The sequence below is a fragment of the Arthrobacter sp. Ms25 genome (genome assembly GCF_059090365.1).
This window is the reverse complement of record NZ_JBNHFP010000001.1, coordinates 883516-907073: the sequence shown is the minus strand read 5'-3', so window position 1 is coordinate 907073 and position 23558 is coordinate 883516. Positions and strand designations below refer to the sequence as shown.

22 protein-coding genes and 1 tRNA gene are annotated in these 23558 nt (G+C 66.7%); 11 read left to right on the top strand and 12 right to left on the bottom strand.

Annotated elements, in window-relative coordinates; all coding sequences use genetic code 11:
- Positions 1 to 27 precede the first annotated feature (27 nt).
- Together AC5RT8_RS04240 and AC5RT8_RS04235 are read left to right on the top strand one after the other, a co-directional pair.
- The gene (locus AC5RT8_RS04240; protein WP_494094429.1) at positions 28 to 966 is read left to right on the top strand and encodes a tyrosine recombinase XerC; all 939 of its coding nucleotides are present in this window, start codon (positions 28 to 30) and stop codon (positions 964 to 966) included.
- A 168-nt stretch (positions 967 to 1134) separates the two neighbouring features.
- Positions 1135 to 1638 carry a DUF3145 domain-containing protein gene (locus AC5RT8_RS04235; protein WP_494094428.1) on the top strand — a complete coding sequence of 168 codons (504 nt, stop codon included), beginning with the start codon at positions 1135 to 1137 and terminating at the stop codon, positions 1636 to 1638.
- 78 nt (positions 1639 to 1716) lie between these two features.
- On the opposite strand, the gene fabF is transcribed toward AC5RT8_RS04235, so the two are convergent.
- The 8 genes from fabF to AC5RT8_RS04195 all read right to left on the bottom strand — a co-directional run bounded on the left by fabF (position 1717) and on the right by AC5RT8_RS04195 (position 10958).
- The gene (gene fabF / locus AC5RT8_RS04230; RefSeq protein WP_494094427.1) at positions 1717 to 2955 is read right to left on the bottom strand and encodes a beta-ketoacyl-ACP synthase II; all 1239 of its coding nucleotides are present in this window, start codon (positions 2953 to 2955) and stop codon (positions 1717 to 1719) included.
- Positions 2956 to 3034: 79 nt separating this feature from the next.
- Positions 3035 to 3280: an acyl carrier protein gene (locus AC5RT8_RS04225; RefSeq protein WP_055240832.1), complete on the bottom strand. Its 246-nt coding sequence runs from the start codon at positions 3278 to 3280 to the stop codon at positions 3035 to 3037.
- Between the two features lie 110 nt (positions 3281 to 3390).
- Positions 3391 to 4452, bottom strand: coding sequence for a beta-ketoacyl-ACP synthase III (locus AC5RT8_RS04220; protein WP_494094426.1), 1062 nt, complete (start codon positions 4450 to 4452; stop codon positions 3391 to 3393).
- The gene (locus AC5RT8_RS04215; protein ID WP_494094425.1) at positions 4449 to 5399 is read right to left on the bottom strand and encodes an ACP S-malonyltransferase; all 951 of its coding nucleotides are present in this window, start codon (positions 5397 to 5399) and stop codon (positions 4449 to 4451) included. The genes AC5RT8_RS04220 and AC5RT8_RS04215 overlap by 4 nt, the downstream gene beginning before the upstream one ends.
- A gap of 109 nt (positions 5400 to 5508) precedes the next feature.
- Positions 5509 to 6732, bottom strand: coding sequence for a PucR family transcriptional regulator (locus AC5RT8_RS04210; RefSeq protein ID WP_494094424.1), 1224 nt, complete (start codon positions 6730 to 6732; stop codon positions 5509 to 5511).
- A gap of 111 nt (positions 6733 to 6843) precedes the next feature.
- Positions 6844 to 8355, bottom strand: a complete 1512-nt coding sequence (locus AC5RT8_RS04205) for a carboxyl transferase domain-containing protein (protein WP_494094423.1) — start codon at positions 8353 to 8355, stop codon at positions 6844 to 6846.
- On the bottom strand, positions 8352 to 9551 hold the full coding sequence (locus AC5RT8_RS04200; protein WP_494094422.1) for a CaiB/BaiF CoA transferase family protein: 1200 nt from the start codon (positions 9549 to 9551) through the stop codon (positions 8352 to 8354). The genes AC5RT8_RS04205 and AC5RT8_RS04200 overlap by 4 nt, the downstream gene beginning before the upstream one ends.
- Before the next feature lie 45 nt (positions 9552 to 9596).
- Positions 9597 to 10958, bottom strand: coding sequence for an SLC13 family permease (locus tag AC5RT8_RS04195; protein ID WP_494094421.1), 1362 nt, complete (start codon positions 10956 to 10958; stop codon positions 9597 to 9599).
- Between the two features lie 168 nt (positions 10959 to 11126).
- Here AC5RT8_RS04195 and AC5RT8_RS04190 point away from each other — a divergent pair, with 168 nt between their 5' ends.
- The gene (locus AC5RT8_RS04190) at positions 11127 to 11822 is read left to right on the top strand and encodes a FadR/GntR family transcriptional regulator (protein WP_494094420.1); all 696 of its coding nucleotides are present in this window, start codon (positions 11127 to 11129) and stop codon (positions 11820 to 11822) included.
- 76 nt (positions 11823 to 11898) lie between these two features.
- On the opposite strand, the gene aceE is transcribed toward AC5RT8_RS04190, so the two are convergent.
- The gene (gene aceE, locus AC5RT8_RS04185) at positions 11899 to 14643 is read right to left on the bottom strand and encodes a pyruvate dehydrogenase (acetyl-transferring), homodimeric type (protein ID WP_494094419.1); all 2745 of its coding nucleotides are present in this window, start codon (positions 14641 to 14643) and stop codon (positions 11899 to 11901) included.
- A 290-nt stretch (positions 14644 to 14933) separates the two neighbouring features.
- Between aceE and AC5RT8_RS04180 the strand changes: the two genes are divergently transcribed.
- From AC5RT8_RS04180 to gnd, 6 genes are all read left to right on the top strand, one after another.
- Positions 14934 to 15353 carry a DUF3052 domain-containing protein gene (locus AC5RT8_RS04180; RefSeq protein WP_494094418.1) on the top strand — a complete coding sequence of 140 codons (420 nt, stop codon included), beginning with the start codon at positions 14934 to 14936 and terminating at the stop codon, positions 15351 to 15353.
- The gene (locus AC5RT8_RS04175) at positions 15350 to 15814 is read left to right on the top strand and encodes a peroxiredoxin (RefSeq protein WP_494094417.1); all 465 of its coding nucleotides are present in this window, start codon (positions 15350 to 15352) and stop codon (positions 15812 to 15814) included. Before AC5RT8_RS04180 ends, AC5RT8_RS04175 begins: the two co-directional genes overlap by 4 nt.
- Complete coding sequence (locus AC5RT8_RS04170; RefSeq protein WP_494094416.1) at positions 15811 to 16764, top strand: NAD-dependent protein deacetylase; 954 nt, start codon at positions 15811 to 15813, stop codon at positions 16762 to 16764. The genes AC5RT8_RS04175 and AC5RT8_RS04170 overlap by 4 nt, the downstream gene beginning before the upstream one ends.
- A gap of 84 nt (positions 16765 to 16848) precedes the next feature.
- Positions 16849 to 16921 (top strand) — tRNA-Val (locus AC5RT8_RS04165).
- A gap of 112 nt (positions 16922 to 17033) precedes the next feature.
- Complete coding sequence (locus AC5RT8_RS04160) at positions 17034 to 17894, top strand: serine hydrolase (protein ID WP_494094415.1); 861 nt, start codon at positions 17034 to 17036, stop codon at positions 17892 to 17894.
- Between the two features lie 117 nt (positions 17895 to 18011).
- On the top strand, positions 18012 to 19448 hold the full coding sequence (gene gnd / locus AC5RT8_RS04155; RefSeq protein ID WP_494094414.1) for an NADP-dependent phosphogluconate dehydrogenase: 1437 nt from the start codon (positions 18012 to 18014) through the stop codon (positions 19446 to 19448).
- A gap of 81 nt (positions 19449 to 19529) precedes the next feature.
- Here gnd and epsC read toward each other — a convergent pair whose 3' ends face one another.
- The 3 genes from epsC to msrA all read right to left on the bottom strand — a co-directional run bounded on the left by epsC (position 19530) and on the right by msrA (position 21707).
- On the bottom strand, positions 19530 to 20114 hold the full coding sequence (epsC, locus tag AC5RT8_RS04150) for a serine O-acetyltransferase EpsC (protein ID WP_494094413.1): 585 nt from the start codon (positions 20112 to 20114) through the stop codon (positions 19530 to 19532).
- Positions 20115 to 20164: 50 nt separating this feature from the next.
- Positions 20165 to 21100, bottom strand: a complete 936-nt coding sequence (gene cysK, locus AC5RT8_RS04145) for a cysteine synthase A (RefSeq protein ID WP_494094412.1) — start codon at positions 21098 to 21100, stop codon at positions 20165 to 20167.
- A gap of 82 nt (positions 21101 to 21182) precedes the next feature.
- Positions 21183 to 21707: a peptide-methionine (S)-S-oxide reductase MsrA gene (gene msrA, locus AC5RT8_RS04140; protein WP_494094411.1), complete on the bottom strand. Its 525-nt coding sequence runs from the start codon at positions 21705 to 21707 to the stop codon at positions 21183 to 21185.
- A gap of 131 nt (positions 21708 to 21838) precedes the next feature.
- On the opposite strand from msrA, the gene AC5RT8_RS04135 reads away from it, so the two are divergent.
- Together AC5RT8_RS04135 and AC5RT8_RS04130 are read left to right on the top strand one after the other, a co-directional pair.
- A complete protein-coding gene (locus AC5RT8_RS04135) occupies positions 21839 to 22738 on the top strand; it encodes a Nif3-like dinuclear metal center hexameric protein (RefSeq protein WP_494094410.1) in 900 nt (299 codons plus the stop codon).
- 77 nt (positions 22739 to 22815) lie between these two features.
- Positions 22816 to 23556: a zinc ribbon domain-containing protein gene (locus AC5RT8_RS04130; RefSeq protein ID WP_494094409.1), complete on the top strand. Its 741-nt coding sequence runs from the start codon at positions 22816 to 22818 to the stop codon at positions 23554 to 23556.
- Positions 23557 to 23558: the final 2 nt, after the last annotated feature.

Below are 23558 nucleotides of genomic sequence, written 5' to 3'. Positions count from 1 at the left end.
CGGCGGCAAACAGAGAACAGTGAAGAGGTGACATCCCCAGCAGACCGAACCGTATGGCCCGCGGAATTCCATGCCGCCCTGGAAGGCTTTTGCCGCTACCTGACCGCGGAACGCGGCCGGTCGGAACATACCGTCCGTGCCTACGAGTCGGACGTGTCCCAACTGCTGACCTACGCTGTGTCCTCCGGCGCCGGGTCGCTGAAGGAACTGGACCTGGGCATCCTGCGCGGCTGGCTGGGCGAACTCAGCGCAGACGGGCAGGCCCGCTCCACACTTGCCCGCCGCGCCGCAACGGCCCGCAGCTTCAGCAACTGGGCGCTGCGTGAGGAATTGATCAGCGAGAACCCGGCCCTGCGGCTGAAGGCACCCAAGAAGGAAAAGACCCTCCCCGGTGTGCTGCGCAGCAATCAGCTGGATGAGCTGTTTGAAACCCTGCAGGCCGCTGCCGCCGAGGGCGACCCCGTAGCCCTGCGGGACCGGGCAATGGTGGAACTGCTCTACGCCACGGGCATCCGGGTGGGGGAACTGGCCGGCCTGGACGTTGATGACCTCGAGCCGGACCGCCGGACACTGACCGTGCTGGGCAAAGGCAATAAGGAGCGCACGGTGCCGTACGGCCTGCCGGCCGCGCTCGCGGTGGATGACTGGCTGCGCCGCGGCCGGCCGTCGCTGGCCAACGCCAACAGCGGCCCCGCCCTGTTCCTGGGCAAGCGCGGCGGGAGGGTGGACCAGCGCCAGGTCCGCGGCGTCGTTGCCGGTCTCCTGGAAACCGTGCCCGATACCTCTGCCTCCGGACCGCACGCTCTCCGCCACTCTGCCGCAACCCATCTGCTTGACGGCGGGGCAGACCTGCGTGCGGTCCAGGAAATCCTGGGCCACTCGTCGCTGGCCACGACCCAGCTGTACACGCATGTCTCCGTGGACCGGCTGCGCCGGAGCTACAGCCAGGCCCATCCGCGGGCCTGAGGTCCGCCGGGAGGCACGGTAATCCGGGCATCGGAGCGACGCAGGGAGCACCATTGGCGCATCGCCGTAACTTGCGGCACAATGATGGACAGCGGACACATAGGGCTCGATATCCGTCCATGCAGCAAGGTCGTTGGGGAAGACGTACCTACAGCTATGGAGGATGGAATGTCTGTTGTGATGGCGCGCGGAGTACTGTTTGTGCACTCTGCCCCTTCCGCGTTGTGCCCCCATATCGAGTGGGCCATCGGATCCGTCGTGGAAAAGCGAACGGATCTACAGTGGACCCCTCAGCCGGCTGCGCCCGGCATGGTACGGGCAGAAATCGCCTGGACCGGGCCGCAGGGCACCGGTTCCCTGCTGGCGTCCGCGCTCCGCGGCTGGGCCCATCTCCGTTATGAGGTGACCGAAGAGCAGAGCCCCGGCGCGGACGGCAGCCGCTGGGCCCACACCCCCGAGCTGGGCATTTTCCATGCCGCCACCGACGTACACGGCAACATCATGGTCTCCGAGAACCGCATCCGGTACGCCTATGAAAACGGTGCCGGCGACCCCTCCGCGGTCTACCATGAACTCTCGCTGGCCCTGGGCGAGGCCTGGGACGATGAACTGGAACCCTTCCGGCACGCCGCCGACGGCGCTCCGGTGCGCTGGCTCCACCAGGTCGGTTAGGCCCTTCCCTCCCCGTAGCTGACAAAAAAGGCGTCCGGTCCCGCAAGGGACCGGACGCCTTTTTCTTACCCGGGAAGGCTAGCGGCTGCGCAGCACGGCAACTGCGTTGTGCCCGCCGAACCCGAAGGAGTTGCTGAGCGCCACGATGTCGCCGCCGCGCAGCTGGCGGCTGGCGGTCACGACGTCGAGCGGGATTTCCGGATCCTGGTTGTCCAGGTTGATGGTTGCCGGTGCCTGCCGTTCGTACACCGCCAGCGCGGTCAGCACGGCTTCGACAGCACCGGAGGCACCCAGGAGATGGCCCATCTGTGACTTCGTGGCGGACACGGCCACGCCATCGAGCGAACTGCCCAGGGCGGCCTTGAGCGCGGTGTATTCCGGCTTGTCGCCCACCGGCGTGGACGTGGCGTGCGCGTTCACGTGGACAACGTCCTCGGCCTGCGCCTGCGCGTCCAGGAGCGCGCCCTTCAAAGCTCGGGTGGCGCCCAGGCCCTCGGGGTCCGGAGCGGTGATGTGGTACGCGTCGGCCGTCACGGCGGTGCCGGCGAGTTCGGCGTAGATCCGGGCGCCGCGGGCCAGGGCATGCTCTTCGCTTTCGAGCACCAGTGCGCCTGCACCTTCGCCCATGACAAAGCCGTCACGGTCGCGGTCGTAGGGCCGGGAAGCACGCTCGGGGTCATCGTTGCGCTTGGACAAGGCCTGCATGGAGGAGAAGGAGGCCAGCGGCATCGGGTGGATGCATGCTTCGGCACCGCCGGCGACGACGATGTCCGCCTTGCCGGAGCGGATCATGTCCAGGCCCAGATGCAGGGCTTCGGTTCCGGAGGCGCAGGCGGAAACTGGGGTGTGCGCGCCGGCGCGGGCGCCCAGGTCCAGGCTGACGGCGGCAGCGGGGCCGTTCGGCATCAGCATCGGTACGGTCATGGGCAGGACGCGGCGGGGTCCCTTTTCGCGCAGGGTGTCCCACGCATCAAGCAGGGTCCAGATGCCGCCGATGCCGGTGGCGAAGGTAACCCCGAGGCGGTCCTTGTCGATATCGCCGTTCAGGCCGGAGTCGGCCCACGCTTCACGGGCGGCGACGACGGCGAACTGGGTGGAGGGGTCCATCCGCTTGGCTTCGACGCGTGACAGCACCTCGCCGGCAGGAGTGGAGGCCCGTGCCGCGAAGGTTACGGGGAGGGAGTACTTCTGCACCCACTCGTCTTCGAGCGTGCGGGCGCCGGAGACGCCCTGCAGTGCGTTCTTCCACATGGTGGGAACGTCCCCGCCGATGGGCGTGGTCGCGCCAAGGCCTGTGATGACTACTTTGCGGGCCATGATTCACTCTCTTGAAGCAGTTGCAGGTGCAGTTCCGGCGGAGCCGGGCGGCCGCCGCGGGGCGGCGGCCGCCGGAGGGTTAAGCCTGGGCGTTGGAGATGAAGTCCACGGCGTCGCCGACGGTCTTCAGGTTCTTGACCTCTTCGTCCGGGATGCGTACCCCGAACTTCTCTTCGGCGTTGACGACGATGGTCATCATGGAAATGGAGTCGATGTCCAGGTCGTCGGTGAAGGACTTGTCCAGTTCGACGGCCTCGGGGGCCAGGCCGGTCTCTTCGTTGACGATCTCGGCGAGGCCGGCCAGGATTTCTTCGTTGCTAGCCATGGTGGCTCCTTTTCTTGTAGTGCCGGTCCGGGACCGGTTCGGTTTTCCAACCGCCGAAGCGGTGTGGTTCTGGGGGCTGCACGGGCTGTGCCTTGCAGCGGGCGGGGAAACTAGGGAAGGACGACGACCTGCGCGCCGAACACGAGGCCGGCGCCGAAGCCGATCTGCAGCGACAGCTTGCCGCTGAGCTCCGGGTGTTCCTGCAGCAGGCGGTAGGTGGCCAGGGGAATGGACGCAGCGGAAGTGTTTCCCGCGTCGGCGATGTCCCGGGCGATCACGACCGACTCGGGAAGCTTCAGCTGCTTGGCCATCTCGTCGATGATGCGCATGTTCGCCTGGTGCGGGACGAAGGCGGAGAGGTCATCGGCGGTGATGCCGGCGGCGTCGAGCGCCTGCTGCGCTGCCTTGGCCATTTCCCAGACGGCCCAGCGGAAGACCGTCTGGCCGTCCTGGCGCAGCGTGGGCCAGAGCTTGGTGTCCCGGTCGGCCAGGTCCGCGGGGCCTACGCCGCCGTCGGCCTCTGCCGCGAGGGACAGTTCACGGACGTCCAGCATGGAGTGGGTCATGCCGATGGCGCCGGACTTGCTGCCGTCCGAGCCCCAGACCGAGGGGGCGATGCCGGGGGTGTCGGAGGGACCGACGACGACGGCGCCGGCGCCGTCGCCCAGCAGGAAGGAGATGGTGCGTTCCGTGTTGTCGATGAAGTCGGAAAGCTTCTCCACGCCGATGACCAGGACGTAGTCGGCAGCGCCGGAACGGACCAGGGCATCTGCCTGGGCAATGCCGTAGCAGTACCCCGCGCAGGCGGCGGAAACGTCGTAGGCCGGGGCCGGGGTTGCTCCCAGCCGCTCGGTGATCTGGGTTGCGGCGGACGGTGTTGCGTACGGGTGAGTCACGGTCGAGACGATGACCGCGCCCAGCTGCGAACCTTCGATGCCCGCGTTCTTCAGGGCTTCACGGCCGGCGGCTTCGGCCATGTCCACTACGGAAGTGCCCTTGTCCGCGCGGTGCCGGGTCACGATGCCGGTGCGCTGGCGGATCCACTCGTCGGAGGAGTCGATCCACTGGCAGACGTCCTCGTTGCTGACAATGACATCCGGCCGGAAGGCGCCGATGCCGAGGATCCGGCTGTATTCATTGACGGGTGACTGCTTCAGGGTGGGCGTGCTCACGCGTTACCTTCTCCGGTTGTTGCCGTTCCGGAATGCTCACGGATGAACTCCCGGGCAGCGGTTAGGTCTTCTGGGGATTTCAGGGCAAGTGTAGGCACACCCTTCATGCCGCGGCGGGCAAGTCCGGTGAGGGTTCCGGCCGGCGGCAGTTCCAGCAGGCCGGTGACGCCCATGGCCAGCATGTTCTCCATGCACAGGTCCCAGCGGACGGGGCGGGATACCTGGGCGATCAGGCTGTCCAGGTTCGCCTCGCCGGAGGTCACGGCGGCACCGTCGCGGTTCGAGAGCAGCGTGGCCAGCGGGGCCTGGGGCAGAAGGGACGGTCGCAGTTCTTCGAGGACGGTAACTGCGGGTGCCATGTGGGAGGTGTGGAAAGCGCCGGCGACCTTCAGGGGGATGACCCGTGCCTTGGCCGGGGGTGCTGCAGTGAGGACCTCGAGCTGGTTGTGGGTTCCGGCTGCGACCGTCTGTCCGCCGCCGTTCGCGTTGGCTGCCGTGAGTCCGGCGGCTTCCAGCACGGCGGCGACGTCGTCGGGGTCCCCGCCGAGGACCGCACTCATGCCGGTGGGCTCCACCGCTGCGGCGCGGGCCATGGCATTGGCGCGTTCCCGGACGAAGACCAGGGCGTCCTTCTCGGGAAGCGCCCCGGCGATGGCGGAAGCGGTGATTTCACCGACGGAGTGGCCGGCGAGGACGGTGGCGGAGGTCAGTGCCTCCGGTTCCAGCAGCAGGCGGGCGGCCATCAGGCCGGCGGCCACGATCAGCGGCTGAGCGACGGCAGTGTCCTTGATGGTTTCCTCATCGGAGACCGTGCCGTGGGCAATCAGGTCGAGCCCGGCGACGTCGCTGAGCGCTGAGAGGTGATCCCGCACGCCGGGCAGTTCCAGCCACGGTGCGAGGAATCCTGGCGTTTGGGACCCCTGGCCGGGGCAGACAATTGCAAGCACGTATACAGCTTTCCAAACTTAGGCGGCGGGGCCGGGTGTTTGCGTGAACCAAGCTCCCCGGACGGCTTTGTAGGAAGTCTACAAGCCGGGAGCGGCATCCGTGCAAGGGTTACGGGCGGGCGGAGGGCTTCTCGGGTGCTGCTTTTCCGGGCGGGGCTAGGCGTCCGACCACCAGGGCGGTCTGCAGGACAAAAGCTTCCCGCGGCAGCATCGGATCCCAGCCGGTCACGTCGCAGACGCGCCGCAGGCGGTAGCGCACCGTGTTGGCGTGGACAAAGAGTTCCCGTGCGGTGGCCTCCAGCGAGTGGCCAAGCGACAGATACGCACTGAGGGTTTCGGCCAGCCCGTTGGAGGCACCCAGCAGGGGAGTGTAGATGCTCTGCACCAGGGCCTTGCGGGCGGCGTCGTCTCCGGACATCACACGTTCGGGCCACAGGTCGTCAGCGGCCACCGGGCGGGGAGCAGCAGGCCAGGCGCGGGCTGCGGTAAGTCCGGCGAACGCTGCCTGGGCCGACGGGCCGGCCTCGACGATCGAGAGCGCCGGCGGGCCGTAGACCACCGGTCCCGGGCCGAAAAGCTCCGACAGGCGGGTGTAGGAGAAGGCCTTGTCCTCCAGTCCGCCCAGCACCAGGATCAGCCGTTCGCCCTGGATCCCGACCAGGGTGTCTTCCGCCAGCCGGCCCGTGGCCCGCCGGAGTTCATTGACGAACGTGGCATTCGTTTCCGCAGGGGAGCTGCCCACCATGACGGTCACGGGTGCCGCCGAGGTCCAGCCGACGGCGGCAATCCGGGAGCGGAGGGCGTCGGAGCTCTCGCCGCGCAGGATGGCGTCGACAACGAGGGCTTCCAGCCTGGTATCCCAGGCGCCCCGGGTTTCGGCCGCACGGGCATAAACATCCGCCGCGGCGAACGCCACTTCCCGCGAATAACGAAGCACCGCTTCGCGCAGTTTGGACTGGACCTCGCTGCCGGCCAGTTCGGGTACCCGGTCCTCGACTACCTGCACGACCACGCGGATCAGCTGGAGGGCCTTCTGCAGGCTGATCGAACGGGTCAACTCGGTTGGGGCGGTACCGAAGACATCGCTGAGGACCCAGGCGGGCGAGGCCGGACGCTGGTACCAGTTCACAAAGGACGCGATGCCTTTCTGGGCAACCATGCCCAGCGCCGAGCGCTCGTCCGGACGCAGCCCCCGGTACCAGGGCAGCGAAATGTCCAGCTGCTGCAGCGTGGCGGTCGAAAGCCTGCCGATGTTCGCTTTCAGGCGCTCGACGGTGGGTTGATCTGCTTCCGGCGGCGACGAGGCAGCGGACGTGGTGGGGCGCACTGGCATACCTGCGAGCTTACGGGCTGCGTCCGCGAACCGCTATTTTGTGTGAAGGCTACAAGTTCGCTAGGACGGAAGCTTCCGCGGAACATGGGGCACAGCCCGGGACACTGTGGGCTAGAGCACGGATCCGAGCTGCCGGAACCGCGCTGTCCGCTTCCGGCGTCGGTCGGCTGCGGGCACCGTCCGCAGCGTCGCCAGCTCGTATTCCACCGCCTGCGCCATCCGGCGGCAGAACGCGGGTGTCTCTGCGGCGGCGTCGGGCAGCTCCGCCACGGTGTGGTCCACAATCCCGTGCGCGGCCAGCGCGGCGACGGTGACCCCCTGCGATTCGGCCATCTGCTCGCCGTGGAGGGTGTCGCGGTACACAATGGCACTCGCGCCTTCGGGCGGCAGGGAGGAAAGCCAGGCGTGCTGCGCCGCGACCGTGCGGTCGGCCGGGAGCAGTGCCAGCGCCCCGCCGCCGGCCCCCTGGCCCAGCAGCACCGAGACCGTGGGGCAGTCCAGCCCCACCAGGTCGTTCAGGCTCCGGGCGATCTCGCCGGCAAGGCCGCCCTCCTCCGCTTCCCTGGACAGTGCGGCGCCCGCAGTGTCGATGACGGTCAGGAGCGGAAGGCCCAGTTCCTCCGCCAGCCGCATGCCCCGGCGTGCCTCCCGCAGCGACGCCGGCCCCAGCGCCGGCCGGAGGACGCCGCGCTGCCGGTCCTGGCCCAGCACCACGCAGGATGTCTGCCCGAAACGGGCCAGCGCCAACAGGAGGCCGGGATCCTTTTCGCCCTGCCCCGTGCCGTTCAGGGGAAGTACGTCCTCGGCCCCGAAGTGCAGCAGTTGGCGCACTCCCGGGCGGTGCAGGTTGCGGGAAATGGTGATGGATTCCCAGGCCGGCACCGGCTCGGGGCGGGCCGCCAGGGACGGGGGCTCCGGTACCGGCCAGGCGGGTCCGGGCACCAGCATGGACAGTGCCCGGTGGACGGTTCCGGCCAGCTCCTCCGGGGCCAGCACTGCGTCCACCAGCCCGCGCGCATGCAGGTTCTCGGCGGTCTGCACCCCCGCGGGGAACGGCTCGCCGTAGAGTGCTTCGTACACCCGCGGCCCCAGGAAGCCCAGCAGGGCACCGGGCTCGGCCACGGTGATGTGCCCCAGCGACCCCCAGGAGGCCATCACCCCGCCGGTGGTCGGATGGCGCAGATACACGAGGTAGGGCAGGCCGGCCTCTTTGTGCCGCCGGACGGCGGCGGTGATCTTCACCATGGAAAGGAAGGCCAGGGTGCCTTCCTGCATCCGGGTCCCGCCCGAGGCCGGTCCCGCCAGCAACGGCAGCCCCTCGCGGGTGGCACGTTCCACGGCCTCGGTCAGGCGGTCGGCTGCGGCAACCCCGATGGAGCCGCCCAGGAATCCGAATTCGCAGACCACCAGGGCGACCCGCCGCCCTTGGACCCGGCCCTCCCCGGTCAGCACGGATTCATCCACCCCGGTCTTTTCCCGGGCGGCGGCTAGGTCTGCTTCATAGGCTGCACTGTGCTCGGTGTACGCCACCGGAGAATCCCAGGAGCGGTAGGAGCCGGGATCGACCACCAGGTCCAGCAGCCCGCGGGCGTCCAGCCGGCGGCGCGGTGCCTGGACGCTCATGCTTCGGCCTCCTCGGCGAGCCAGCTGCGGATTCCGCTGCCGTGCTGGTTCAGCAGGGGAGGGGCGGCATGGGAGCGGCGGGTGGTTTCGGCGCCCCGGTCAGCCTCGAAGAACCGCAGCGGCGGGCCGGGGAGTGCAACGGAACCGAGGACCGGATGGTCGACGTCGACCACCAGCCCCTGGGAGTGGACCTGTTCCCAGGCATACACCTCGTCCAGGGTGCGGACCTTTCCGGCCGGTATTCCGGCGGCCCGGAGCTTCTCCAGCAGCGGTTCGGCTTCGATCTCCGCGAAGGCCTCCTCCACTGCGTCGATGACCGCCTGCCGGTTGCGCACCCGCTGCGCGTTGCCGGCGAACTCCGGGCGGGAGGCGTCGATCCCGAAGGCCGAGGCGAACGAATCCCAGAGTTTTTCGCTCCCGACGCTGATCTGGACCTTGCCGCCCCGGCAGGAGAACAATCCGTAGGGCGCGATGGACGGGTGGTGGTTGCCCTGCGCGGCGGGGACTTCGCCGGCAACGGTGTGCCGGGTGCCCTGGAAGGCATGGACGCCCACGACGGCGGCCAGAAGGGAAGTGCGCACCACCTGTCCCTTTCCCGTGCGTTCGCGTTCGAGCAGCGCCGCAAGCAGGCCGAAGGCTCCGTACATGCCCGAGAGCAGGTCCGCGATCGGTACCCCCACCCGCTGCGGGTCGGCAGCACTGGAACCGGTCAGGGACATGAGTCCGGCCTCGCCCTGGACAATCTGGTCGTAGCCGCTGCGGGTGGCCTCCGGGCCGTCATGGCCGAATCCGCTGATGGAAAGGATGACGAGACGGGGATTGAGTTCATGCAGCCGGGCGGCGGAAAAGCCCAGGCGGTCCAGCACCCCGGGACGGAAGTTTTCCACCAGCACATCGGCCCGCTCGACCAGCTGCTGCAGTACCTCGATGCCGTCCTCGGACTTCAGGTCCAGTGCGATCGATTCCTTGTTGCGGTTGCAGGAGAGGAAATACGTGGACTGCTGGTCGTCTTCGGGTCCGACGAAGGGAGGCCCCCAGCCGCGGGTGTCATCACCCGAGCCCGGTGTTTCGACCTTGATGACCCGCGCCCCCAGATCGGCCAGCATCATGCCGGCGTGCGGTCCGGCGAGGGCGCGGCTGAGGTCGACCACCAGGTAACCGTCCAGGGGTCCGCGGGAAGTGGATGTGGTGCTCATGGGTAACTCTTTCCTGATGAAGTACGGGCAGAAGCAGCGGCGGGACTAGAGCCAGCCCGGGACCACCATGACCAGCCAGGCCACCAGCGGGCCCACCACCACGACGATGCCGCTGTAGGCGAGGATCTTTTTGTAGAAGCGGTCCTTGTCCACGCCTTCGGGGGCGTTGGCCAGCACCAGGGCTCCGTTGGTGGAGAAAGGCGAGACGTCCACGATGGTGGAGGAGACGGCAAGGGCGCAGATCAGGCCCACCGCGCCGATTTCCCCGGATGCCAGGAACGGCACGGCCAGCGGGATCAGTGCGGCAAGGATGGCCGTTGACGAGGCGAAGGCGGAGACGACGGCGCCGATGTAGCAGATCAGCAGTGCCGCCAGCAGCGGCATGCCCAGTCCGACGACGCCGTCGGAGACGTATTCGACCGTGCCCGCTTCCTGGAGGACGCCGACAAAGGTCAGCATGCCGCAGATGAGCAGGACCGTGGTCCAGCTGATCTTGTTGATCGCGCCCTTCTGCGCCTGCGGCGAGATCAGGGCGAGGACCATGGCAATGGTGATGGACACGAAGCCCACATCGACCTTGAAGCCGAGGGCCACGACGGCGAGGGTGATCAGGCCGGCGATGGTGGCGATCTGGGGGAGGATCTCACTGCGCGTCTTGGTGGCGGCGAGTCCGTCGCCGGCAGGGTCGCGGGGGCCGTAGATATCGGATCCGGTGCCTTTGTAGGCGACGTCGGTGCGGCCGGCCACGCTGGCGTTCATCCGTGCCTGCGCCACCTGTTCCACGAAGGCGCCGGCCGTGCTGGCACGCAGCTTGCTCCCGCCCAGCACAAAGAAGAGGATCAGGGCGATGAGGATGTTGAACAGCAGGCTGGACATGAACACGGCAAACGGGCTGGATTCGAGGTCCGTTTCGGCGATGATGCCGTTGACCGTGACACCGTAGACGGCGATGGGGGAGAACCCGCCGGCCTGGGCGCCGTGGACCACCATCATGCCCATCATGAGGGGATTGATCCGATACTTGGCGGCGAAGCCCAGGGCGATCGGGGCCACAATGGCCACGGCGGCCGGGGAAAGGGCGCCGACGGCGGTGATGACCGCGGTAATGGCGAACATGATCCAGGGAATCAGGGCCACTTTGTTGCCGACCAGCTTGACGGCTCCCCGGACCAGCAGGTCGATGGTGCCGTTGTTCTGCGCGATGGCAAACAGGTAGGTCACCCCGACTATGGTCAGGAACAAGCCGCCCGGGAAGTTGGCCAGGATGTCTTCCGTGCTCATGCCGAGGAAGACGAAGCCCAGCAGGAACGCTCCGACGAAGGCCAGTGCGCCCATGTTGAGGGGCAATACCGTGGCCAGCAGGAACATGGCCGCCAGTATCAGGATAGAGAGCAGTGGAGCGGACATCGTCGTCCCCTTAGTAGAAGATCAAGGCCGTCGGACCGGCGGCCTTCCGTGTGACCTGTGTCACTGGACTAGCCTCTTAGACTCTAGGAGTCTTGTCAACTACAGCGCCGGGCTGGATATACTCGGGAAACCTACCCGGCGGACGCCGCGCAGCAGAGAGAGGTTTCCATGCCCGGCAGTAACGGCGGCAGCGAGTTCGTGCGTGTTTCCCGTCCGCGGCTGTATGAACGGCTGGTCGAGCAGCTGCTCGGTTTCATTTCCTCCACCGGCCTGGGCCCCGGGGACCTGCTGCCGGCAGAGCGCGACCTCGCCGAACGGATGGGGGTATCGCGGGCAACCCTGGCCCAGGCCCTCGTGGCACTGGAAGTGCTGGGCGTCATCGATGTGCAGCACGGCACCGGCGCCGTGCTGGTGTACCGGCCCAGCGTGGCGTCCGTGCTCCGGGAACTGCGTGAGCACCGGGACCGGATGCCGGAAATTGTCGAGGCGCGGAGCACGCTGGAGGTAAAGCTGGCCTCGCTGGCGGCCGTACGCCGTACCGAGGCGGACCTTGCCGCAGTGGATGCGGCACTGGAGGCCATGGCCGCCGAGATCTCCGGGGGAAACCGCGGAACAGCCGGCGACGAGCTCTTCCACCAGGCGGTGGCCGCAGCTGCGCACTCTTCCATCCTGGCGTCCATGATGACGTTCATCTCGGAGCTGGTGCGTGAAACGCGGCTGGCATCCCTGGGCCAGCCGGGACGTCCGGAGCGTTCCCTGGAATCCCACCGCGCCATTGCCGCTGCCATCCGCAGCGGGGATCCGGCTGCCGCCGCCGAGGCCATGCAGGCCCACATAGACCTGGTGTCGGAAACCGGCATGTAGGTCCGGCAGCACCAAGCACTTAAACGAAAGGAACCGCCGCAGATGCGGCGGTTCCTTTCGTCAGTGCAGGCCGGGTCTAGGCGTCGCCTCCGGCGTTTCCGCTGGTACCGGCGTTGACGTCGAGCAGGTGGTACTTCTCCATGGCCTCCTTGGGGGCGTTGGCATCGACTTCACCGCGGCGGGCGAGCATCTCAAGTGCACGCACCACCATCGAGTGGCTGTCGATCTTGAAGTACCGGCGGGCCGCCGCCCGGGTGTCCGCGAACCCGAAGTCGTCGGCACCGAGGCTGGCGAACTCGTTCGGCAGGAACTGGCGGATCTGGTCCGGGACGGCCTTCATGTAGTCCGTGGAGGCAACGATCGGACCGGTGGCCCCGGCCAGCTGCTGCGTCACGAACGGCACCCGCGGTTCGGAGCCGGGGTTCAGGAACGCTTCCTCCTCGGCGGCCAGGCCGTCGCGGCGCAGCTCGTTCCAGGAGGTCACGGACCAGACATCGGCCGAAACGCCCCAGTCCTCGGCCAGCAGCTTCTGGGCTTCCAAGGCCCACGGGACGGCAACGCCGGAGGCCAGCAGCTGCGTGCGGGGGCCGTCGATCTTGGCCGGCGCCAGCAGGTAGATGCCCTTGATGATGCCCTCAACGTCAAGGTCCTCGGGGGCCTTGGGCTGCTGGATCGGCTCGTTGTAGACCATGAGGTTGTAGATGACGTTCGGATCCTTCGAATCCGGGCCGTACATTTCCTCGAGGCCGTGGCGGACAATGTGTCCGATCTCGTAGCCGTAGGCCGGATCGTAGGTCTTCACCGCGGGGTTGGTGGAGGCCAGGATCGGCGAGTGGCCGTCGGCGTGCTGCAGGCCTTCACCGGTCAGGGTGGTGCGGCCGGCGGTGGCCGAGATCAGGAAACCGCGGGCCATCTGGTCGGTGGCCGCCCAGATGTAGTCGGCGGTGCGCTGGAACCCGAACATCGAGTAGAACACGTAGACCGGGATCAACGGTTCGCCGTGGGTGGCGTAGGACGTGCCGGCCGCAGTGAACGCCGCGATCGAGCCTGCCTCGTTGATGCCCACGTGCACGATCTGGCCCTGCGGGGACTCCTTGTAGGCCAGGACCAGGTCCCGGTCCACGGACAGGTAGTTCTGTCCCTTGGGGTTGTAGATCTTGGCGGTGGGGAAGAACGAGTCCATGCCGAAGGTACGGGCCTCATCGGGAATGATCGGCACAATCCGCTTGCCGAATTCCTTGTCCCGCATCAGGTCCTTGAGCAGGCGGACGAAGGCCATGGTGGTGGCCGCCAGTTGCTTGCCGGAGCCGCGGTTGGCTACTTCGTAGGCCTTCTCGTCCGGAAGGTGGACCTGCTCGTGCTTCACCCGGCGCTCGGGGACGTTGCCGCCCAGCTCCCGGCGCCGTTCCAGCATGTACTTGATCTCGGGGGCGTCGGCACCCGGGTTGTAGTACGGCGGCTGGTAGGGGTCGGCTTCAAGCTGCTCGTCGCTGATCGGGATCCGCAGGTGGTCGCGGAAAGCCTTCAGGTCATCGAGCGTGAGCTTCTTCATCTGGTGGGTCGCGTTGCGGCCCTCGAAGTGCGTGCCCAGGCCGTAGCCCTTGACCGTGTGGGCCAGGATGACGGTCGGAGCGCCCTTGAATTCCATGGCGGCCTTGTATGCGGCGTAGACCTTGCGGTAGTCGTGGCCGCCGCGCTTGAGGTTCCAGATTTCCTCGTCGGTCAGGTTGGCCACGAGTTCCTTGGTTTCGGGGCTCTTGCCGAAGAAGTGCTCACGGACAAATCCGCCGGACTCGGCCTTGTAGGTCTGGTAGTCGCCGTCGGGGGTGGAGTTCATGATCTCCACCAGCGAACCGTCCTTGTCCCGCTGCAGCAGGTCGTCCCACTCGCGGCCCCAGACCACCTTGATGACGTTCCAGCCGGCACCGCGGAAGAAGGCTTCCAGTTCCTGCATGATCTTGCCGTTGCCGCGGACCGGGCCGTCGAGGCGCTGCAGGTTGCAGTTGACCACGAAGGTCAGGTTGTCCAGCTTGTCGTTGGCGGCAAGCTGGAGCAGGCCGCGCGATTCCGGCTCGTCCATTTCGCCGTCGCCGAGGAAGGCCCACACGTGCTGCTCGGAGGTGTCCTTGATGCCGCGGTTGTGCAGGTAGCGGTTGGACTGCGCCTGGTAGATCGCGTTCATGGGACCGATGCCCATGGACACGGTCGGGAACTCCCAGAAGTCCGGCATGCTGCGCGGGTGCGGGTAGGAGGACAGTGCGTGCCCCTCGCGGGACTTCTCCTGGCGGAAGCCGTCCATGTCCTCTTCGGACAGGCGGCCTTCGAGGAAGGCGCGGGCGTACATGCCGGGGGAGGCGTGACCCTGGAAATAAATCTGGTCTCCGCCGCCCGGATGGTCCTTGCCCCGGAAGAAGTGGTTCATGCCCACTTCGTACAGGGTCGCCGCGCCGGCGTACGTGGAAATGTGTCCACCCACGCCGATTCCCGGGCGCTGCGCACGGTGCACCATGATGGCGGCGTTCCACCGCAGCCAGGCACGGTAGCGCCGTTCGATTTCCTCGTCGCCGGGGAATTCAGGTTCCTGATCAACCGGGATGGTGTTGACGTAGTCGGTGGTGGTAACCATCGGCACGCCCACGCTCTGGGAACCGGCACGCTGGAGCAGTGAACGCATGATGTACTGCGCGCGTTCAGTGCCCTGCGAACGGATCAGTTCGTCAAGTGATTCGATCCATTCTGCGGTTTCCTCAGGATCACGGTCCGGTAGCTGGTTTGTTAAACCGCTCAGGATGTCCGTTGTGTCTTCTGCGGCCACGGCCAACCTCTCTCATGTACAGATTGTGTCTGCGACATTATTCTGTGGGATCCGGCCGGTGTCCGCCGGATCTTCGCTTGCGCGTATGCGCGCCTCGGCGCCCAAACCTGCTTTCTTTCCACTCTAGTCCCGAGCCGCCGTTGTTGCGTAGCCTGCACGGAAGTCATCGCTGACGGCGTACAGCCCCCAAACCCTTGATGCCCGCAGGGTTTGGGTGTTTCGTTGAGTCTGAGACCGCGCGGATCAGGCAAATGTGTGATTCCCTTGTATTTATGCAGTCAACCAGGAGGAGTGAAGTGAGCGAGGCCGAGGCCGTCACTGAGGAAAACGTGGCGAGCAGATTGGGTTTCAAGGACGGGGACCTGGTTCAGGAGTTCGGCTACGACGAGGACGTGGACTTCGACTTCCGTGAGGACCTTGAGGACCTCATCGGCGGTGAGCTCCTGACCGAAGACGACCATGATGTCGTAGACGGCGTCATTCTGTGGTGGCGTGCCGATGACGGTGACCTTGTGGATGCGCTGGTCGATTCGCTGACCACGCTCGACGACGGCGGAGTGGTCTGGGTCCTGACGCCGAAGTCCGGACGGGATGGCTACGTTCCTCCGGCCGACATCGAGGAGGCGGCCCCCACCGCGGGACTGCACGTGACGACGTCCCCGGGCGTCACCGCCGACTGGGCTGCCACACGCCTGGTGAGCCGACGCAAGAAGTGACTGCGGGCCTGCCCACGGCAGGTGCTGCGGTTCCGGACTTCTGCCTCCCCAACCAGTTCGGCGAAGAGATCCGGCTGGACGGCCTGCGGGGCTCCGGCGTCGTGCTGGTCTTTTTTCCGTTTGCCTTTTCCCAGGTGTGCAGCGGAGAACTCGCTGAACTGCAGGCCGGACGCGCCCTGTTTGACGACGCCGGCGTGCACCTGCTGGCAGTGTCGTGCGATTCGAAGTACACGCTGCGTGCGTGGGCAGAGGCGGAAGGGTTCGATTTCGACCTGCTGTCCGATTTCTGGCCCCACGGAGAAACAGCCAGGGCCTTCGGAGTCCTTGATGAGCGTCGCGGGCTGGCGGAACGGGCGAGCTTCGTCATCGACGGGCAGGGGATCCTTCGTGCCTGCATCCGTTCCGGCCCCGGTGCAGCGCGGCCGCTGGAACAGTACCGCACCGCCTTGGAGGAACTGTGAGCGAACAGCAGGAACCGAACAATGCCCGCCCCGGCCTGGGACTCACGGGCTTCGCCAGCGGCAGGGCGCTGGAATCCGTTCCGGCTCCCACGGAGGATGAGCTGAGGCTGCTCGAGCGTGCGGCCGGCTATCTGGGCGGGAAGCGGATTGCGCTGCTGACCGGGGCGGGGCTGAGTACCGACTCGGGCATCCCCGATTACCGCGGCCCCGACGCGCCGCCGCGCAATCCCCTGACCTACCAGCAGTTTGTCGGTGATCCGGACCTCCGCCGGCGCTACTGGGCCCGCAACCATATCGGCTGGCACCACCTGCGCCACGCCGTGCCCAACCCCGGCCATGCCGCAGCGGTGGAGCTGGAGCGCAGGGGACTGCTGTCCGGGCTGATCACCCAGAATGTCGACCGCCTGCACACGGACGCCGGCAGCACCAACGTCATTGACCTGCACGGGCGGTACGACCGCGTCATCTGCCTGAACTGCCGGTCGGAATTCTCCCGCTCGGAGGTCGCCGCGCTGCTCCAGCAGTTGAACCCGGATTACCTTGACCGGGCCCGGGTGGACGGCGAAATAGCTCCCGACGCCGACGCGGATATTGCCGACACCGACGACTTCGTGGTGGCGGACTGCCCCGTCTGCGGCGGAATGCTCAAGCCGGACTTCGTATATTTCGGCGAGAACGTCCCCAAGGACCGGGTGGCACGGGCCTATTCCATGGTGGATGCCGCCGGCGCCCTGCTGGTTGCCGGCTCCTCCCTGACGGTGATGAGCGGCCTGCGCTTCGTCCGGTACGCGGTGAAGGCCGGCAAACCGGTGGTCATTATCAACCGGGGTGCAACCCGGGGGGATCCGCTGGCGACGCTGAAAATCGACATGGGTGTCAGTACTGCACTGACCTGGCTGGCGGAGAACCTTCCGGACCTGCCGGACGGAAACCCGGATCACGCCGATTAGGCATCCGCCGGCATCTGGGGTAGTGTAATTCCTCGTGATGCAGGGCCGTGGAGGAAGTTTCCGCCCGGGCCGGCACCATGATTCGGGTCTTTAGCTCAGCTGGTAGAGCGCCACGTTTACACCGTGGATGTCATCGGTTCGATCCCGGTAGGACCCACAGGAGAAGCCGCCGTTACCTTCCGCACATGCGGGAGGCAACGGCGGCTTTTTGTCGTTTAACCAGTAGGACTGCCGAAAACGAAGGGAAACGTGACCAACCGAGGGGGTTGATGGCTGCACCATCGAAGGCGGCGAAAACCACCGGTGCCGTATTGGCCGGACTGCTCCTGCTGGGCGGCTGCGCCGCGCCGGACACTCCCGTGACGGGATCCGCGGGCCCGGCTCCCCAAAGCATTGCCGCAGGCACACCGGAGCCGGCGCCGGACCGAATCGCCGCACAGTTGAACCACGTCGCCGAAGAGATCGGCCCCGGCTTCTCCGTTGCCGTCCAGGACAACCGCACGGGCCGGACCTGGGTCCACAACCCCGAAGAACGGTACCTCGAAGCGAGCCTGGTGAAGGTGCCCATCCTGCTGACCCTGGTCCGTCAGGCCACCCAGGACCAGCGCAGCTTCACCGCGGAGGAAGTACAGCTCGCGGCAGCGATGATCGAATACAGCGACAATGCGGCCACCAGCGAGCTGTATCGCCGGATCGGGGGCCGGACGGAGCTGGACCGGACGTATCGGCTCATCGGGGTCTCCGACACGGAGGCCGGCGATACATGGGGCGCCAATAAGACCACGGCCCAGGATCAGCTGCGGATTGCTCGGACCGTAGCATGCGGTGCCGACTGGCTGGATGCGGACCTGCTCGCCTTCGCCGTGGGGCTGATGGAAAACGTCTGCCCGGAACAGAACTGGGGCATCAGTGCAGGGATTCCGGACCATGATGCCGAGGTGGCGCTGAAGAACGGCTGGCTGCAGGACGACGACGGCGCGTGGAACGTGGGCAGTGCCGGTTTTGTCCGCACGCAGGACAGCGACTACAGCATCGTTGTGCTCAGCGCCGGGAACTCCACCTTCCCGGAAGGCATCGGCGTCGTTGAATCAGTTGCCTCGGTGGTTCACGAATATGACCGGGGCGGGTGACCCCGTGCCGATGTGGCGGCGGGCAGCCGAAGAAGCATAGGCTGGAGCGTGAACCGGCGCGATTCCGCAGCGCCTGCCCCGTGCCCGCCAGGCACCTGAAACATCCTTGGAGAGAACTTGAGTGCACAAATTGGTGTAACCGGCCTTGCCGTCATGGGTGCGAACCTCGCCCGCAACCTCGCCCGCAACGGTTACACGGTGGCCCTGCACAACCGTTCCATCGAGAAAACGGATGCACTGCTGTCCGCGCACGGCGATGAGGGCGACTTCATCCGCACCGAAACACTGCAGGAACTGGTCGACTCGCTGGAGAAACCGCGCCGGGTCCTGATCATGGTCAAGGCAGGTGCGCCGGTGGACTCGGTGATCGGCCAGCTGGTGCCGCTGCTGGAACCGGGCGACATTGTGATCGACGGCGGCAATTCGCACTTCCAAGACACCCGCCGCCGCGAGGCTGCGCTGGCAGAGAAGGACCTGCACTTTGTGGGTGTCGGAGTTTCCGGTGGCGAGGAGGGCGCCCTCCTGGGCCCGTCCATCATGCCCGGCGGCTCCCGGGAGTCCTACGATTCCCTCGGCCCGATGCTGGAAAAGATCGCCGCGAAGTACGACGGCGATCCCTGCTGCACCTGGATCGGGACGGACGGTGCCGGCCACTTCGTGAAGATGGTGCACAACGGCATCGAATACGCCGACATGCAGGTCATCGGCGAGGCCTATGACCTGCTGCGCTCCGCCGCGGGCATCGAACCGGCCGAGCAGGCCGCGATCTTCACCGAGTGGAATACCGGCCAGCTCAGCTCCTTCCTGATCGAGATCACCGCCGAGGTCCTGGGGCATGTGGATGTCCGTACCGGCAAACCGTTCGTGGACGTGGTCGTGGACTCGGCAGGACAGAAGGGCACCGGACGCTGGACCGTCGTCTCCGGCCTTGACCTGGGGTCACCGGTTTCCGCCATTGCCGAGTCCGTCTTCGCCCGCGCCCTGTCCTCCCAGCGCGGGCAGCGCGGGGTCGCCCAGGAAACCCTCGCGGGCAATGAAGCCGCCGTCGAGCTTCCCGAGACATTCGTGGACGACGTAAAGCAGGCGCTCTACGCCTCCAAGCTGGTCAGCTACGCGCAGGGCATCGACATGCTCAACGCCGCCGCCAAGGAGTACGGCTGGGAATTGAAGCTGGACGAAATTGCCTCGCTCTGGCGGGCAGGGTGCATCATCCGCGCCGAACTGCTCGATGACATCATGAAGGCCTACGCCGGCAGCGAGGCACCCGCCAACCTGCTGTTTGCCCCGGCATTCGCCGAATCGATCGCCGCCGCCGTCCCGGCCTGGCGCCGGGTGGTTTCCGTTGCCGTGCAGCTGGGCATTCCCGTGCCGGTGTTCTCGTCCTCGCTGGCCTACTACGACGGCCTGCGCCGCAAGCGCCTCCCCGCGGCCCTGACGCAGGGCCTGCGGGACCTGTTCGGTGCGCATACGTACCAGCGGGTGGACGCTGAAGGCACCTTCCACACCATGTGGGGCGAAGACCGCGCCGAGGTCGAGGCAGTGGATACCCACTAGGACCGGCCTAGGCGTAAAAAAGGTCCGCAGCGGATGCTGCGGACCTTTTTTTGCGCCCTGCCGGCTCGCGGAGCGGAGCCGCTAGATGTAGATGGCCGGGTCGACGTACTCGGCGGGGTCCACGGCGGGCTGGGTCATCTTGGTGTCCCGGTGTCGCCAGGTGGCCGGAATGCCGGTGATAATCGAGTCCTCCGGGGCATCCTTGACTACTACGGCATTGGCTCCCACCGCGCTGTTGGCGCCGATGGTGACCGGGCCCAGGATCTTTGCTCCGGCGCCGACGGTAACGCCGTCGCAGATAGTGGGATGCCGCTTGACCTTGGCCAGGGAACGGCCGCCAAGGGTCACCCCGTGGTAGAGCATGACGTCGTTGCCGATCTCCGCTGTCTCGCCGATGACCACGCCCATGCCGTGGTCAATGAAGAACCGGCGGCCGATGGTTGCGCCCGGGTGGATTTCGATGCCGGTCGCGAAACGGGTCACCTGCGACAGCACGCGTGCAGGGAACCGCAGGGCAGGCTTCGCCCACATGCGGTGGGTCAGCCGGTGCATCCAGATGGCGTGCAGGCCGGAATACACAACGAGGTTTTCAAGCGAACCCCGGGCCGCCGGATCATGCGATGCGGCGGCGTCGAGGTCTTCGCGCAGTCGGGATAACAGACTCACAGAGAACTTTCTGCTCGGATGGTCCGCCCCCGGAAGGGCCGGAACGCGGTCTAGCCGCGGATGTCGTCGTACAGGACGGTGGAGATGTAACGTTCCCCGAAGTCGCAGACGGTTGCAACAATCAGCTTACCGGCGTTCTCCTCGCGCTTGGCGAGTTCCAGCGCGGCCCACACGATGGCGCCGGAGGAGATGCCGCCCAGGATGCCCTCCTCGGTGCCCAGGGCACGGGCCGTGGCGACGGAATCCTCGATGGAGGCGTCAAAGACCTCGTCATAGACGGTGGTGTCGAGGATCTCGGGGACGAAGTTCGCACCGATGCCCTGGATCTTGTGCGGACCGGGGGAGCCGCCGTTGAGGATGGCGGAGTCCTTGGGCTCCACGGCCACGATCTGCACGCCCGGCTTGCGTTCCTTCAGTACCTGCCCGACGCCGGTGATGGTGCCGCCGGTGCCGATGCCGGCCACGAAGATGTCCACCTGGCCGTCAGTGTCCGCCCAGATCTCCTCGGCGGTGGTGGCGCGGTGCATCGCGGGGTTCGCCTCATTGGCGAACTGCTGGGCCCAGATGGCGTTCTCGGTGGTGGCGACAATCTCCTTGGCCTTTTCCACGGCTCCGCGCATACCCTCGGCGCCGGGGGTGAGGACGATCTCGGCACCGTAAGCCCGCAGCATGACCCGGCGCTCGGTGGACATGGTCTCGGGCATCGTCAGGATCACCTTGTAGCCGCGGGCAGCGCCGACCATGGCCAGCGCAATGCCGGTGTTGCCGGAGGTGCCTTCGACAATGGTGCCGCCGGGCTGAAGCGCCCCGGCCTTCTCGGCGGCGTCGACGATTGCCACACCGATCCGATCCTTGACGCTGTTGGCGGGGTTGTAGAACTCCAGCTTCACTGCGACCTGGGCGGGGAGCCCGGCCGAGAGCCGGTTCAGGCGGACCAGCGGGGTTCCGCCGACGAGCTGGGTTACATCGTCATAGATACGAGCCATGATTTCCTCTATTCCTTCAACGTTCCTGTACAAGCCGGACTCGGTTATGCCCGTTCCAGCCTATCGGCGGGGCAGGAGAGCCCTAGCCCTGAAGCCATTCGGAGTAATACTTGCGGGCCTTTGCAAGCTTCGGATTGATAATCACCTGGCAGTAGCCCTGGCCGGGGTGTTTGGCGTAGAAATCCTGGTGGAAGTCCTCTGCCGGGTAGAACCGCGGAAGGGGCACGATCTCGGTCACAATCGGGTCCTTCCAGTTATCCCGTGCCCGCTCCAGCGCAGCAGCAAAGTCGCTGCGCTGCTCTTCGTTCCCGTAGAACATGGACGAGCGGTACTGGGTTCCGACGTCGTAGCCCTGGCGGTTCAGCGTGGTGGGGTCGTGCTGGGAAAAGAACATGTCCAGGATCACTTCGGGCGGAATGACCTCTTCGTCAAAGGTCACGGCAACCACTTCCGCGTGTCCGGTGACACCGGCACTGACACTGTCGTAGTCGGGGTTGTCCACCGACCCGCCCGTGTAGCCGGAAACCACGTCGGTTACGCCGCGGACCTTGCGGTAGAGAGCATCGAGGCACCAGAAGCAGCCTCCGCCTAATACATACGTCTTCATGCCCCTTAACAAGGCACAGCGTCCTGTTTTGATTCCCGGGACCGGCGAAAACACGGGCAGCGGTGTTCCCTCCATCACGGCAGGCGCGGCGGAATTGAGCGGGGTAACGGGAGCAGGGTAGAACTAAAGTCATGGAAGCGGATCATCCCCACGAGCACGCCGGCCCGGACACTGACCAGGCACCGGACACCGACATCCCCACCCTCGGCGACATACTGCTGGCAGCGGAAGAGCTGTGGCCTGAATCGCTGGCGGAGGACTGGGACGCGTCAGGCCTGGTGGCCGGACGCGCGGACCGGGAGGTCCGGCGGATCCTGTTCGCGGTTGACCCCACCAGGGAAGTCATCGACGAGGCCCTCGAATGGGGCGCGGATCTGCTGATCACCCACCACCCACTGCTGCTGAAACCGGTGAACTCGGTTGCAGCCACGACCTTCAAGGGCGACGCCGTCCACCGCCTGATCGAGGGCGGCTGCGCCCTGCTCACGGTGCACACCAACGGTGACAGCGCCGTCGGAGGAGTCTCCGACGTCCTCGCCGATGCCCTGGGGCTGGGGAACGTAACCCCGCTGGTGCCCGCCGCCGCGGGCCTGCCGGAAGAAGGGATCGGCAGGGTCGGCGACCTGCCCGAAGCGCTTTCCCTGGCTGACTTTGCCGAGCGTGTCTTCGGCCTCCTGCCGGCCGTCGCAGGCGGAGTCCGCGTGGCAGGGGATGCGAAGGGGCTGATCTCCCGGGTGGCCGTGTGCGGGGGTGCAGGCGACAGCCTGTTCGACGCCGTGCGCGCCTCCCGCGCTGATGTCTACGTCACTGCGGACCTCCGCCACCACCCGGCGTCGGAACTGCGGGAGCGTGCCCTCACCGGAAACGGCCGCCCCTATCTCATTGACGTCTCCCACTTCGGCAGCGAATGGCTGTGGCTGGGGCCCGCCGCCAGCGCCCTCGAAAACGTCCTGACGGACCAGGGTTTCTCCACGCAGCTGCGGGTCAGCGGCGTGAACACCGATCCGTGGGACTTTGTCCTTACTCCCTAGGCTGAAGTGATCCCTGTCGGTGGCATAGGCTTAGGAGAGCCGGGCCAGGCAGGTCCGGATATACACGGAGGTAACCGGTGGCAAAAGCATCGCCCGCGGAGCAGCTGAGGCTGCTGGATCTGCAGGCACTGGACAGCAGGATCAAGTCCCTGCGGAACCAGGCCCGCAACGTTAGCAATAATCCCGAGATCGCGTCCCTTGCCGATGATGTTGCCGCCGCCGAAAGCGCACGCGTGGCAGCCGGCACCGAAGTGGCCGACATTGAACGTGAACTCACCCGTGCGGAAGCGGACGTGGCGTCCGTTGTTGCACGCATGACCCGTGACCAGCAGCACCTGGACAGCGGCAAGGGCGGCTCCAAGGAGCTGACCGCCCTGCAGGCGGAAATCGTGTCGCTGCAGCGCCGCCGGTCCGACCTGGAAGACGTGGAACTCGACGTGATGGAACGGCTGGAAGCGGCGCGCAGCCGCGAGGCCGAAGCCGGTGCGGCGTTGACCGCCCTGCACGAGAAGCGCCGGGAGCTGGAAGACAAGCGTGACGCCGAACTGGCAGTTATCGGTACCGACAGCACCGATGCCGAAGCCCGCCGCGCGGAACTGGCAGCCAGCTTCGATCCGGCACTGCTTGCTGTCTATGAAAAGACCCTTTCCAAGCACGGCATCGGCGCCGCACGGCTGTTCCACGGCACGTCCGAAGGCTCGGGGATGCAGCTGAGCCCCGGTGACCTGGCGGACATCCGCAAGGCCGCCGACGACGAGATTGTCTTCTGCCCGGATTCAGGGTGCATCCTGGTCCGCTCCGCCGAGTGGGGCAGCTGAGC

Excerpts from the sequence above, each read along its gene's own strand:
- AC5RT8_RS04235 (WP_494094428.1), top strand. The coding sequence starts at position 1,135 with ATGTCTGTTGTGATGGCGCGCGGAGTACTGTTTGTGCACTCTGCCCCT.
- fabF (WP_494094427.1), bottom strand. The coding sequence starts at position 2,955 with ATGGCCCGCAAAGTAGTCATCACAGGCCTTGGCGCGACCACGCCCATC.
- AC5RT8_RS04225 (WP_055240832.1), bottom strand. The coding sequence starts at position 3,280 with ATGGCTAGCAACGAAGAAATCCTGGCCGGCCTCGCCGAGATCGTCAAC.
- AC5RT8_RS04210 (WP_494094424.1), bottom strand. The coding sequence starts at position 6,732 with ATGCCAGTGCGCCCCACCACGTCCGCTGCCTCGTCGCCGCCGGAAGCA.
- AC5RT8_RS04205 (WP_494094423.1), bottom strand. The coding sequence starts at position 8,355 with ATGAGCGTCCAGGCACCGCGCCGCCGGCTGGACGCCCGCGGGCTGCTG.
- AC5RT8_RS04200 (WP_494094422.1), bottom strand. The coding sequence starts at position 9,551 with ATGAGCACCACATCCACTTCCCGCGGACCCCTGGACGGTTACCTGGTG.
- AC5RT8_RS04195 (WP_494094421.1), bottom strand. The coding sequence starts at position 10,958 with ATGTCCGCTCCACTGCTCTCTATCCTGATACTGGCGGCCATGTTCCTG.
- AC5RT8_RS04190 (WP_494094420.1), top strand. The coding sequence starts at position 11,127 with ATGCCCGGCAGTAACGGCGGCAGCGAGTTCGTGCGTGTTTCCCGTCCG.
- AC5RT8_RS04160 (WP_494094415.1), top strand. The coding sequence starts at position 17,034 with ATGGCTGCACCATCGAAGGCGGCGAAAACCACCGGTGCCGTATTGGCC.
- cysK (WP_494094412.1), bottom strand. The coding sequence starts at position 21,100 with ATGGCTCGTATCTATGACGATGTAACCCAGCTCGTCGGCGGAACCCCG.
- msrA (WP_494094411.1), bottom strand. The coding sequence starts at position 21,707 with ATGAAGACGTATGTATTAGGCGGAGGCTGCTTCTGGTGCCTCGATGCT.
- AC5RT8_RS04135 (WP_494094410.1), top strand. The coding sequence starts at position 21,839 with ATGGAAGCGGATCATCCCCACGAGCACGCCGGCCCGGACACTGACCAG.